This window comes from Microcoleus sp. B3-D2 (assembly GCF_036705345.1).
Classification (GTDB): domain Bacteria; phylum Cyanobacteriota; class Cyanobacteriia; order Cyanobacteriales; family Microcoleaceae; genus Microcoleus.
Genome location: NZ_JAUBUG010000023.1, coordinates 12,142 through 25,392 on the forward strand (window position 1 = coordinate 12,142; position 13,251 = coordinate 25,392).

10 protein-coding genes are annotated in these 13,251 nt (G+C 47.6%); 5 read left to right on the plus strand and 5 right to left on the minus strand.

Annotated features, from left to right (window positions below; all coding sequences use genetic code 11):
• Window positions 1–230 precede the first annotated feature (230 nt).
• The 3 genes from QUB14_RS11170 to QUB14_RS11180 all read right to left on the minus strand — a co-directional run bounded on the left by QUB14_RS11170 (window position 231) and on the right by QUB14_RS11180 (window position 2,999).
• Complete coding sequence (locus tag QUB14_RS11170) at window positions 231–575, minus strand: S-layer homology domain-containing protein (protein WP_333217411.1); 345 nt, start codon at window positions 573–575, stop codon at window positions 231–233.
• A 270-nt stretch (window positions 576–845) separates the two neighbouring features.
• Window positions 846–1,574, minus strand: a complete 729-nt coding sequence (locus QUB14_RS11175) for a DUF3747 domain-containing protein (RefSeq protein WP_333217410.1) — start codon at window positions 1,572–1,574, stop codon at window positions 846–848.
• Between the two features lie 432 nt (window positions 1,575–2,006).
• Complete coding sequence (locus QUB14_RS11180) at window positions 2,007–2,999, minus strand: ribose-phosphate pyrophosphokinase (protein ID WP_190734335.1); 993 nt, start codon at window positions 2,997–2,999, stop codon at window positions 2,007–2,009.
• Window positions 3,000–3,608: 609 nt separating this feature from the next.
• Between QUB14_RS11180 and QUB14_RS11185 the strand changes: the two genes are divergently transcribed.
• The 4 genes from QUB14_RS11185 (at window position 3,609) to QUB14_RS11200 (ending at window position 8,485) form a co-directional block, all read left to right on the plus strand.
• On the plus strand, window positions 3,609–4,067 hold the full coding sequence (locus QUB14_RS11185; RefSeq protein ID WP_333217409.1) for a GatB/YqeY domain-containing protein: 459 nt from the start codon (window positions 3,609–3,611) through the stop codon (window positions 4,065–4,067).
• Between the two features lie 451 nt (window positions 4,068–4,518).
• Entirely contained in the window at window positions 4,519–6,249 is a 1,731-nt protein-coding gene (locus QUB14_RS11190; RefSeq protein ID WP_333217408.1) for a serine/threonine-protein kinase, read from the plus strand.
• Window positions 6,250–6,309: 60 nt separating this feature from the next.
• A complete protein-coding gene (bioD, locus tag QUB14_RS11195; RefSeq protein ID WP_333217407.1) occupies window positions 6,310–7,017 on the plus strand; it encodes a dethiobiotin synthase in 708 nt (235 codons plus the stop codon).
• A gap of 253 nt (window positions 7,018–7,270) precedes the next feature.
• Entirely contained in the window at window positions 7,271–8,485 is a 1,215-nt protein-coding gene (locus QUB14_RS11200; protein ID WP_333217406.1) for a M20 family metallopeptidase, read from the plus strand.
• Window positions 8,486–8,833: 348 nt separating this feature from the next.
• Here the strand turns inward: QUB14_RS11200 and QUB14_RS11205 are convergent, their stop codons facing one another.
• Both QUB14_RS11205 and QUB14_RS11210 read right to left on the minus strand, forming a co-directional pair.
• A complete protein-coding gene (locus QUB14_RS11205) occupies window positions 8,834–9,814 on the minus strand; it encodes an aldo/keto reductase (RefSeq protein WP_333217405.1) in 981 nt (326 codons plus the stop codon).
• 448 nt (window positions 9,815–10,262) lie between these two features.
• Window positions 10,263–11,654 carry a glycoside hydrolase family 10 protein gene (locus tag QUB14_RS11210; RefSeq protein ID WP_333217404.1) on the minus strand — a complete coding sequence of 464 codons (1,392 nt, stop codon included), beginning with the start codon at window positions 11,652–11,654 and terminating at the stop codon, window positions 10,263–10,265.
• 229 nt (window positions 11,655–11,883) lie between these two features.
• On the opposite strand from QUB14_RS11210, the gene QUB14_RS11215 reads away from it, so the two are divergent.
• Entirely contained in the window at window positions 11,884–13,149 is a 1,266-nt protein-coding gene (locus QUB14_RS11215) for an FAD-dependent oxidoreductase (RefSeq protein ID WP_333297195.1), read from the plus strand.
• Window positions 13,150–13,251: the final 102 nt, after the last annotated feature.

The window sequence follows — 13,251 nt, forward strand, 5'->3', positions numbered from 1 at the left end:
GTTTGTAGTAAGGACTAAAGTCCTGATTAACTGATATCTTGCACCATTCTCAATTACTTGTTTAGGAACGGGCAAGATGCCCGTTCCACAATACAATCAAGTTTTGTGGAACGGGCATCTTGCCCGTTCTTGACAAGAGTACAACATATAACTATTAACCAAAAAATGAGGTAATTGTGCAATATACTCAGATTCCCAACTTCTGGAAGAAGTCGGGGCTCTAATTCGCCCTACTGAGCCTTAACGCATTTCAGCATCCGCCAAGTAGCCGCCGCCGCGTAATTCCGCTTTGCAGAATCATGGAAAGCAAACCGATCGCCAATTTCGTTAAGAGCAGAAGCAACAGAACAATAAGAAGACATTTGAGCAAAAATAGCAGCAGCCCAATACTTCTGAGTGCCTGAAAAAGTTTTAGACGGTTCTTGAGCAACTAAATCCCGGTTCATTCCCCGGGCAGAGAAACCAAATTCCGCCGCTCGACGGAGCACCGCCATCAATTCAGCGCGAGTGACGGACTGCGTAGGTTTAAAAGTTCCATCTTGATAACCGCTAACTATCTTGTTTTCCCGCGCCAATAGAACTTTTCAGGCACTCCACCGGACAATATCAACATCGCTATAGGGACGGATAGAAACATTGCTAGGAAATGTGATATAGCATCTTGTATTCCTTTCCAGGATTCCAATACTAAAGATACCAATTGCTCTCTGGTAAAAGCAAGTTGCGGTCGAAAGGTATTATGTTGAGAAAACCGGGCTACAAACCCAAAGCCCACAGCTTCTTTAATTTCGGAAGCGTAGATATCATTGGTAGCTATCTCCGAATTGTAGAAAAGCCAGTATTGCCTACGGTATTGGTATTTCCTGCGGTATTGGCTGCGGTATTGGTATTTCCTGCGGTAATGGCTGCGGTGATGGCTGCGGTATTGGCTGCTGCGGTATTGGTATTGGTATTGGCTGCGGTATTGGCTGCGGTATTGGCTGCGGTATTGCTTCGGTATTGCCTCCGGTATTGCCAATTTCTCCCGGTGCGGATTGATTGGTAGTGAAATAAAAGTGGCCTAATGTGCGGCCTTGGTAAGCTCTTTTACTCAAGCGCCAAGCAGGATCGAGACTGATTTTCATGAAGTCGTTAACATCGCCGTTTGTGCGACCGATAACCACCGATTTACCTTGGTAATCTACGGGAGTTCCAATTAGTAGAACATTGCCATCAACAGTTTCCAAAGTTAGGGTGTATTTTAATGCTAAATCGGTGCCTGCCATGCGAATTGAAAAGCCGTTGCTGTCAGTTGCGCGGCCACAAATACCGGTGAAATCAAAACTAACTAATAATGGATCGACTTTCACGGGATTAGAGCCACTTTCGCTCCAGCATTTTCGCGCGTCAGAGACTTGTTCTAGAATTAGCAATTGGTAGCCGCCGGAAGGGCGGGGTTGGGCGATGACAATTACTCGGTCTTGGTTAATTTCGGTTTCGTCAAAAGTAAATGCTTTAGCCGAACCGATCGCCCCGAGTGTTAAAATTGCTGAACCTGCCAGTGCGGCCACTGTTCGTACAAGTGAATGTTTCATGATTTTTCCCTATGGGCTCCTGATTGTGACGAGACTTATCTAGAATATAAAAAATTCGCCCTCTTCCAACAACAAGATAGAATTTTACCATCTCTTGTTCCGGTGGTACCAAGTGCGATCGATCGCCGATCGTCACATTGGTTCGTAGTGAGAGCTAAAGTCTGAGCCAATTTTTATGAGGACTTTAGTCCTCACTACAAAGTTATAACCGTTATTTTACCGAGAAACTTGATAAGCTGTCGGGCATCTAAATTGTATTCTCCGGGCGGGCGGGACGCCCACTCCACAAGAATTTGATGGGACTTGACAGTAAAATTTAGATGCGCCTGGCCTTATTACTTGCGGGAAACGATCGCACTATTCACAAAAAAACGGTGCGTTACACTTGGTTAACGCACCCTAAAACAAACATTCAAAAAGCGCCTTTCCTGTCTAGCGGAACATACTGCTAACAGAACTATCTTCGTGAATCCGCCAAATAGTTTCTCCGAGCAAATTGGCTACCGAAAGCACCGTCAACTGCTTAAAACGGTTCTCTTCCGGCACAGGAATTGTATTCGTAACAATTACCTCTTCCAAAATCCCGCTAGACAAACGCTCGATCGCCGGAGGCGAAAACACCGCATGAGTAGCACAAGCATAAACCTGCCTCGCACCCTCGCGGCGCAACAATCTGGCGCCCTCAGAAATCGTGCCGGCAGTATCGATCATGTCGTCCACCAACACAGCAGTTTTGCCCCTGACATCACCGATAAGATTCATCACTTCTGCCACGTTGTGAGCTTGGCGGCGCTTGTCAATAATTGCCAGGGGAGCATCGCCAAGCTTTTTGGCAAAAGCTCTCGCCCTAGCGACTCCGCCAACATCCGGCGAAACCACAACAATATCCGTCAATTGCTTGCTCGCCAGATAATCCAATAGGACCGGCGAACCGTAAACGTGATCGAAAGGAATGTCAAAATAACCTTGAATCTGAGCTGAGTGCAAATCCATCGCCAAAATGCGACCGGCCCCAGCTTCCGTAATCAAATTAGCCACTAATTTTGCAGTAATCGACTCTCTTCCGGCCGTTTTGCGGTCAGCCCTAGCATATCCGTAATAGGGGATGACGGCAGTAATTTGTCTGGCCGAAGCGCGGCGACAAGCATCGATCATAATTAACAATTCCATGAGGCGATCGTTTACCGGACAGCAAGTTGGCTGAATCAAGTAAACATCGCAACCCCGAATTGATTCTTGAATTTGAACGTAGAGTTCCCCATCAGCAAACCGCTTGCGAACCATCGGCCCCAAATCGATCCCCAGATAGCGAGCCACCTCTTGGGCGAGAGGAACATTAGCAGAACCGGAGAACAGCCGCAGACGGTCATGAGCGGAAACCGGCGGCTCGGGAAGCGGAAGCGGTAAAGTAGCAGAACGGATCACAGCAGGCCTCTTGCAGGACGTTTATTCCATCGCTATCTTACCATCTGAAACTAGAAATATTCAGCCAATTTTTTAAGAGATTTAACATTCGGGGCGGCCACAAGTGTGAAGTTAGGCGAATTGAATAGGACTTGCAGAAATATGTCCAACAAATCCGGTTTCTACCCCACATTCGGCTCCCTTAACGGTCACAATCGGTTTTTACTTATTTTTATCCAGCAATAAAACTATGAATTATACTTGAGTACCGTACATTAACGGATTACAAACTTTTTAAAGGCATAATTTATTACTGTAAAGATAGAGTTTTCTGCGTAATTATGCTGTGTGACACCCCCACGGCGTGGAATGTGGGTTCTAGCGAACTCTGTACTGGCAGAAGTACGATCGCACTTGTGTCCCTGCGTCTAAAAGTTCTGGCGTGAGTCAATTTGGGGCGGAGGCTGGAAGTCTAGCCGCCCAAAATTCAGTCGAAGGCCGAAGGCATCCGGGTTCAATGCGATAAAAATGCCACCAACAGGCAATAAACTTGAAAAATACTGTAAAAAAAGTTAAGAATCGGAAGCATACTCCAGATTTTTGATATCGGGCAAAGCAAGGTAGAAATCGATGAGCTTAAGAGAACGCATTGACGAAGAAATCAAAGCAGCCATGAAGTCCAAGGACAAAGTTCGCTTGGAAACAGTTCGCGGCATCAAGAAATTTATTCTCGAAAAAGAAGTCAGCCTTCGTCCCTCCGGCCAAGAGACGCTGACAGAAGCTCAAGAAATGGAAATTTTGATGCAAATAGCCAAACAGCGCCGGGATTCGATCGAACAATACCGCAAAGGTGGCCGCGAAGATTTAGTGGCACAAGAGGAGGCGGAGTTGGCAATTGTTGAAGAGTATTTGCCGGCGCAGATGTCAGACGAAGAGGTGAGTCAAGTCGTTGACGAAGTGATTGCTTCGGTTGGCGCTACTTCTGCAAAAGATATGGGCAAGGTGATGGGCAAGGCAATGCAGCAGCTTAAGGGCAAAGCAGACGGTAACAGAATTCAAGACATGGTGAAAGCAAAGCTTAACAGTTGACAGTTGACAGTTGACAGTTGACAGTTGACAGTTCGCAGTTGGCAGTTGACAGTTGACAGTTGACAGTAGTCATTAGTCAGTAGTCAGTAGACATCTCTCATAAATAATCTCAAGCTTTATAGAGATGTATGGCCTAGACCGAGGGGCGACAACTTATTAGGGCTAAGGCCAAAAAACCCGGTTTCTACGAAAAATCGTGCATTTCTCCCTTGAGATATTGACGCAGAAACCGGGTTTTCGATCGGATATGCGGGTTGCAAGCTGTGTATTTTCGTGAAAAAACCCGGTTTCTGACCATCCTGGCGTCCAAGAATGTCAAAAAAATGTAAAATACTAACTTTGGTCGGGACTGGGGACTACAGATAGTGAAGTATGCTCAAGAGCATTAAAGACATAGCATTACTAAGTCTGTGAGCGATCGTCTATTTTTTAACAGTTTCTACTTAAACTTATGCAGCCACCTATTGCTATTGGAACTCTCCTACAAAACCGCTACCGCTTGGTGAATATTTTAGGTCAAGGAGGATTTGGCCGGACTTATTTAGTAGAAGATTTGGGACGGTTTCAAGAACGCTGCGCCCTGAAGGAATTGATCCCAGTGCAAAGCGGGCCTTACGTTTTGGAAAAATCGAAGGAATTGTTTCAAAGAGAGGCGGCAATACTTTACCAAATAGCGCACCCGCAAATTCCCCAGTTTCGGGCAATATTTGAAGAGAACCAGCGTTTGTTTTTAGTGCAGGATTACGTGGAAGGGATGACTTACCGCGAACTGCTGCTCGATCGAACTTCAAATGGTCGCAGCTTCACGGAAGCCGAAGTCTTGGTATTTATCCGGCAAATGCTGCCGGTACTGGCTCACATCCACGCCCGCGGCATCATCCACCGCGACATCTCCCCAGAAAATATAATTCGGCGGGAAAACGACCAAATGCCGGTGCTGATTGACTTTGGAGTGGTGAAGGAACTCGCCACCAAAGTCCAGTCTCCCGAAGGAACAGCCCACGCGACAACTGTCGGTAAAATCGGCTACGCGCCGATGGAACAGTTGCACAGCGGGCGAGTAACTGCCAGCAGCGACCTCTACGCTTTAGCCGTAACGGCGATCGTCCTGCTGACAGGCAAAGAACCGCAGGAATTGCTCGATCAAAAAACGCTGCAGTGGAATTGGCAGCAGCAAGTGCAGGTGAGCACAGGTTTGGCTTTGGTGCTGAATCGGATGTTGAATCGGTCTCCGGGCGATCGATATCAATCTGTCAGCGAAGTCGCCCAAGCACTCGACGCCCAAACTAATCCTAAGCCTAGCCAGCCAACTGTACCGCCCGCGCCGCCAGCAGTGGTGCCGACAAACCCTTCGCTAATAGCAACGGTGGCCGTGGGCAGGCCGCCGGAGCCAGCCGCCCCGAGTTCCCCCCCGCCAAACCAGCCAGCCGCCCGGAGTTCCCGCCCGCAAAACCAGCCAGACCCGTTAAGTGAGCCAGCAGGCGACACTTTTTGGGACAATCCCATCGCTGCGATCGGACTGCTGGCGGGCTTAGTAATCTTGACTGGCTTCGGTTCCTGGGCTTTAGTCGGCTCATTTCTCAACAATTCGCGCCCCAAACCCACTCCGACACCGCCAGCACTCACAAACCCGACGCCGACACTAACTCCGATACCAAACCCGCTACCTTTGCCAACCCCAACCCCGCAACCTTTGCCGGAACCAAGCCCAGAACCTTTGCCAGAACCAAGCCCAGAACCTTTGCCGGAACCGAGCCCAGAACCTTTGCCGGAACCGAGCCCAGAACCTTTGCCCGAACCCAGTCCAGAACCTTTGCCCGAACCCAGTCCAGAACCTTTGCCGGAACCCAGCCCAGAACCAAGCCCAGCGCCAACTCCGACACCAAAACCGACGCCCGCGCCGGCTCCAGCGCCCAAACCGACGCCCAAACCGACGCCCGCACCAACTCCCGCACCCAAACCGACGCCCAAACCGTCGCCAACACCAGCACCAACACCCGCGCCAACACCAGCACCAACACCGGAACCGGCCCCAACACCCGCACCATCGCCGGAACCGGCCCCAACACCCGCACCGTCACCGGAACCGGCCCCAACTCCTGCACCGGAACCGGAACCGGAACCGGAACCCGCGCCGGAACCGGAACCAGCACCAACACCCGCACCATCGCCAGAACTCTAAACTTCTGGCAAAATTCCCCTAGACTGATGTTGAGGCCAATTACTTGTTAGCTATTTGCCAATGAACTCGCTGCTAATTGCTGGAACTGATACCGACGCGGGCAAAACTGTTTTGACCAGCGCTCTGGCTGCTTATTGGCAAATGTATTTTCCCCATCGCAGTTTGGGAATTATGAAGCTGTTGCAAACGGGAACGGGCGATCGCGAACTCTACACCCGTTTGTTTTCCCTCGACCAATCCCCCGAAGAACTCAATCCAGTGCACTTTGATGCCCCTCTAGCACCGCCGATTGCCGCCGAACGGGAGGGGAGACGTATCGAACTCGAAAAGGTCTGGACGGCTTGGCAAAGCCTCTCGCAGCGCAAGGATTTTGTGTTGGTGGAATCTTTGGGAGGGCTGGGATCGCCTGTAACGCGGGAACTGACGGTGGCCGATATTGCCAGGGATTGGCGGCTGAGAGGGGTTTTGGTAGTACCTGTGAGGTTGGGGGCGATCGGGCAAGCTGTGGCGAATGTTGCTCTCGCCAGACACACTGGTTTTAAGCTGAGAGGAATTGTGCTCAATTGCGTTAAAGCTTATTCTGAACAAGAAATGGCCGATCTAGCGCCCGTTGATTTGATCCAGTCGCTGACTCAAATACCTGTGTTGGGTATTTTGCCGCATTTAGATGACCCGACTGACCTTGCTAAATTAGCTAAAATTGCTTCAGATTTAGATTTAGAGCGGTTACTGCCAGGGGTTAATTTAGTTGCTCAGACTTCTAAATAACCCTATTCTAAACACCTCTCTTTCTCATTCTTATCTTCCTCTGCGTACTCTGCGCCCTCTGCGGTTCATAAAAAATCTCCTGCCCAACTGGGATAGGATTGAAGAAGATTTTATTTTAACCACAAAGACCGCAGAGACCGCAGAGAAAGAGCACAGAGAGTTTCACAACTTATTCGGGGTCGCTATAATTAGTGATTACCATTTATTAAGTGATTAAATCTAAAAGCTAATCAAAAAAAAAGGAGAATAAAACATGGTTTCTACTTTACCGAATTTAACCTCTGTCGATTTATCTCAATTGCGGCTGGAGATTAGAAATTTGCAGCCTCAGCTAGTCGAATGGCGTCGCCTTTTGCACCAAAAGCCGGAGTTGAGTTTTGATGAAAATTTAACGGCGCAGTTTGTCTCGCAAAAGTTGCAGGAATGGGGCATAGATCATGAAACTAATATTGCTAAAACTGGTATTGTCGCAACTATAGACAGCGGCAAACCGGGACGGGTTTTGGCAATTCGCGCGGATATGGATGCTTTGCCTATTCAAGAAGAAAATGAGGTGGATTATCGATCGCAGCATGATGGAATTATGCACGCTTGCGGCCACGACGGTCACACTGCGATCGCCCTCGGTACTGTTTGTTATCTCGCAAAGCACAAACACAGCTTTTCGGGTAAAGTAAAATTTATTTTTCAGCCCGCCGAAGAAGGCCCAGGGGGCGCAAAACCGATGATTGAAGCGGGAGTTTTAAAGAATCCTGATGTTGATGCGATCGTCGGCTTGCATTTGTGGAACAATCTACCTTTGGGTACTGTAGGCGTCCGCAGCGGCGCTTTGATGGCGGCTGTCGAAGTTTTTGACTGCACGATTTTTGGCAAAGGTGGACACGGCGCAATGCCACATCAGACTGTGGACTCGATCGTAGTTACAGCCCAAATTGTCAGCGCTTTGCAGGCAATCGTCGCGCGGAACATTGACCCGATCGACTCAGCGGTAGTAACTGTCGGCAACTTCCACGCAGGCCACACCCACAACGTCATTGCCGACACCGCTCAAATCGGTGGCACGGTGCGCTATTTCAACCCAGCATATCAAGGTTATTTTGCCAAGCGAATCGAGCAATTAATTGCCGGAATTTGTCAGAGTCACGGGGCAAATTACCAATTAGATTATTGTTCGCTTTATCCGCCAGTTATTAATGATTCGAGAATAGCTGAATTGGTGCGCGGCGTGGCAGAATCTGTTGTCGAAACTCCTGCGGGAATCGTTCCCGAATGCCAAACAATGGGCGGCGAGGATATGTCGTTCTTTTTGCAAGAAGTGCCAGGTTGCTATTTCTTTTTGGGCTCAGCAAATCCAGAGAAAAACTTAGCTTACCCGCACCATCACCCGCGCTTTGATTTTGATGAAACTGCGTTGGGGATGGGTGTAGAAATGTTTGTGCGGTGTGTCGAAAATTTTTGTGCGGTGTAAATCAGGCTTTCAGGGGCGGGCTAGAAGCCTACCCCACAAGAAAATTTAGTTTTTCTAGAACAAGCAAATTCATGTCTTGTGGAACAGGCATCTTGCCTGTTCCTGAGAATGGTACAACATCTCACATCTTGCACCATTCTCGATAAGCCTTTTATGGGCGGGCTAGAAGCCCACCCCACAAGAAAATTTAGTTTTTGTGGAACAAGCAAATTCATGTCTTGTGGAACAGGCATCTTGCCTGTTCATGAGAATGATACGGGCAGGCAGGATGCCCACCCCACAAGCAAATTCATGTCTTGTGGAACAGGCATCTTGCCTGTTCCTGAGAATGGTACAACATCTGAGATATTACCGAGTTTGAAAGATATTCTGCACCATTTTCTTATCTACACTCGCCGCTGCCTTATCCAATTCGGCAATCTCCCCGGAGTCTAACTCCCAGCCCAAAGCACCAATATTATCCCTCGCCTGTTCCACAGATTTAGCCCCCGGAATCGGAATAGTTTCTTTGCAGATGCACCACTTAATTGCTATCTGCGAAACAGTCTTGTTTCTGAATGCCGCTATTTCTCGCAAACACTCCAAAAGCGATCGCATTCCCGGAAGTAGCTGCTTGCACGCCAAACCTCGGATACCTTTAGGAAGAGAGCCATTTTCCGAGTATTTACCCGTCAGCAAACCCAAGGCTAGAGGACTGTAAGCAATCAATTTTATCCCCAATTCATCGCAAACATCTTTCAATCCGAGTTCTGTCACCGGATAGGTAGAAAGTAGCGAATATTGCACTTGTAAAGTAACAATAGGAATTTGGCGATCGCTAAATTTCCGATGCACCCATTTCAGCCGTTTCGGCCCGTAATTAGACAAGCCCACTCCCTTGACCAATCCTTGCTCATAAAGGTCAGCCAGACCATCCAAAAGAGCCCCCTCTTGCCAAGGAGCGTAATTGGCGGTAGACCAGTGCATTTGCACCAAATCTACATTTTTTCCGAGGCGCGCAGCAGAGGCTTTGCAAGCCGATATCATTGATTGTCGCGTCAGCCTCCAAGGATAAGCAGCCAGTTTGGTCGCAATACAAATACTGTCTTTATTTGCACCTTGATATTGTTGAGAAAACTGCCCCAAAAGCTGCTCGCTGCGTCCGTTTAATTTCCCTGTTCCGTAAGAGTCACCGGTATCGAATAAAGTGACGCCGTTACTAACACAAAGATTGAAAACTGCTTGCAATTCGTCGTCCATACTTTCATTGTAGCCCCAGAGCAATCGGTTGCCCCAGGCCCAAGTGCCGCAGCCGATTTTTGGAAGTAAAATTTTTTGGTTAGTTGGCATTTTTTTGATGCTAGTTGTTGGTAATACGGATATTTTATAGGAACATAACTCGGTATCCCCTACCCCCCAGTAGAGCTGTTTTATTCTGTTACGGGCCGCCAGGGAATCAAGTCCCTGTCTAATAGCATAAGTCGGTTAAAACCGACTCAAATAGTAATCTCAATTTTGAAAATTAGAGTTACACATATAAGCTAATCCGCATTTAAATGGCACGGTCAAATAAGTTTTAACTCTTGTGGGATGGGCAGGAAAGCCCGCCCTCAACATACAATTTAAATGTACAACAGCTTATTCTGCGCTAACTCTATACAAAAACAGCTTTAATAAAATTGCTACAGTCGTCTTTAGACGACTTCAGCTATGAGACAGGGGTTTAAACCCCTGTTGGACTGTCGGGCTAATGGCACACCCTACAAAATTACCAATGACTGAGGACTCTTTAATTCTTTTACGTGGTTGGCGAGGGGGAAGGTGCCGTGTTTTTAATAGGTTGCTCTGGCTTAGCTTTCGGGTCTGGTTTGGGTGGCGCCGGCGGAGGGAAAGTCGCCGCGCGTCTGGGTATTTGTAGCGCTGTTCGGAATGCGGAAGACGGGAAGAAAGCACTAAATTGAGAAAGTCGATGGGCGAGGGGTTCTGGTGCATATTCCCACAAGCTTTCGTAGTAGAAGAAAGCGACGCCTAAGCCGTATCCTTGGACTGCTTGCACCTGAGATTTAATTTGGTGAATCGGTACTGGGTTATTTCTCAAACCTGTCATAATCCCAACTCCGGTGGGAATTTTTTGCTGTGCTTCTTGCATTTCTGGACGGTTAATCTTGTCCACAAATGATTCTAGATTGGGACGGTAGACTTGCACGATTAGCTCGTCGGCAATATCCAAACGCACCCAAGCCAGCCAATCTTGTAGGTGATGTTTATAAGCAAAATCGTAGTAATTGGGAGAAATTGAGAAAATTGCCTGGGGTTTTACTGCTTTGACGGCTTGATTTAGCTGCGACATAAAAGCGGTAATTTTATTGGCTCGCCATTGCACCCATGCTGGATTTTGAAAATCTTTGGGGGGAGCTTTTTTTGTTTCTTTGGTATACAAAGCAACTGTGTAGTCATCGTAGCCAAATTCCGCCGGCAAACTCATGTGATCGTCAAATTGTATGCCGTCTGCGTTATATTGAGTGGTGATTTCTAGTACGAGTTCGGTAATGAATTGCTGCACTTCTGGATGAAAGGGATTAAGCCAAACAACTTCGCCGCCGGCGTCGTTTGAGGTTTGGCTGCCGTCCTGTTTTTGTGTCAGCCACTCGGGATGAAGTGTGGCTAATTCTGAGGTGGGAGGAGCCATGAAACCAAACTCAAACCAAGGAATTACTAACAGGCCTTGGCGGTGAGCTTTATCAATTAAATCGGCGATCATATCTTGTCCGTCTAACCCTCTGTAAACAAAGGGTTGAATGTCTCTTTGCTGCGCTACATAGCTGGGATACATTGCATAGCCAGAATTCCAGACTACAGGATAAATTGTGTTGAAATTTAACCGCTTTAATTGGCTGACAGCATCTCCTAGTTTGCGACGATCTCTGAGGATGTCTTTGTCGTTTGTCGTCATCCAAACGCCACGAATTTCCTGGCGGGGTTGCTGGGCGATCGCCGGAATCAAGTTGTTCGCCAGCAATACTATAATGAATGAGAGGGCAAACAGAAGCGGGAAAAGAGTTTTAATCGATCGCTGCCAACTGCGCGGAATGATGCGTAATGTCATAGTTTTGAATGGTGAGTTAGCTATTGAAACACACCCCGGCATAATTTGGTGATAAAATTTGCTCGCTCTACAGTCTACAGCCATTTGCGCTGAATGTGGAATCTATTAAGTGCAATGGGTGGATTGATGTGCTCCGATCGCAACTGAGCTAAGTATAATCTCTGAGACAGAGGCTAAGTGACAGCATTCTGTCTAACTGCTAAGAAATCATTCCTTACGCAGTGCAAGCTCTCCTTACCGGAGAGTGCGGCCCAAGGAGTGCGAGTGCTGTACAATATTGGTGCTGGAACATTTCGATCGAACATCTGTAATTGTGAAAGATTTAGTCTTAATTGGTGGCGGTCACAGTCATGCTATTGTATTAAAAATGTTCGGTTTCAAACCGCTGCCTGGAGTGCGTTTAACTTTGATTAGCGACGTGCTGCACGCGCCTTATTCCGGGATGCTGCCGGGGCACGTTGCCGGGTTTTACGATTATGATGAATGTCACATCGATTTGCGATCGCTCGCTGAATTTGCCGGGTGTCAAATATTAATCGATCGGGCGATCGCGATCGACCTTAACAAAAATTTAGTTATTTGTCAAACTCGCCCTCCGGTTAATTTTGACTTGCTTTCTGTGGATATCGGCAGCACTCCTGCGAGTTTATCTGTACCGGGTGCTGCAGAATATGCAATCGCAGCTAAACCCGTACCGGAGTTTTTAGCTAGCTGGAATCAGTTAATTTCCCAAAGGCAAAACCATCCCCAAAAACCGTTGCGGATCGCCATTGTCGGTGGGGGTGCAGGCGGCGTAGAATTAGCATTAAATATGCAATCTCGATTGGGGAAGGAAGAAGGGTTCGGCAACGGATTGTGTAACGGATTTAACGGATGGATATTAAGGTACAGCGAAAGACTTAAGAGAGAAAAGGGAAGGGGGAAGAAAGAAGAAGAATTAGAAATTCATTTGTTTCACAGCGGTGCTGAATTGATGCAGGGACATAATCAGCGGGTGCGCCGACGCCTTCAACAAATTCTCATCAGTCGCGGCATTCAATTGCATTTAAAGGAAAAAGTCTGTGCTGTAAAAAAGATTAAGAGGGAAACCACTCTTCAATTCCCTACCGATTACCAAATTTCCTGTAAATCAGGTTTAGAATTAGAGTGCGATCGCATTTTTTGGGTGACACAAGCATCGGCAGCCCATTGGATCGGAGAATCCGGTTTAGCAGCAGATTCAAACGGCTTTATCCAAGTCAACGATTGCCTGCAATCAGTCTCTCACCCCAACGTATTTGCGGCTGGAGATATCGCTGCGATGGTTAATTATCCCCGTCCCAAAGCAGGCGTGTTTGCCGTGCGTCAGGGCAAACCGCTGTTTGAAAATTTGCAGCAGTTTTTATTGGAAAAACCGCTGAAACCCTTTGCACCGCAGAAACAATATTTAGGGTTAATTGGTACTGGGAATAAAAGGGCGATCGCATCTCGCGGTAACTTCATGTGGGAATCACGGTTGTTGTGGTATTGGAAAGATTGGATCGATCGCCAATTTATGCAAAAATTTAGCAATCGGCCCAAAACCCGCAATACCAAATAATAATACATTCAGATATTCTCCTCTCGTCCTCTGCGTCCTCTGCTGTAAACAAAAAAAGTCTTATTCAAAAACCCTTTAAGCTTGCTATAGTAATATTAGAAG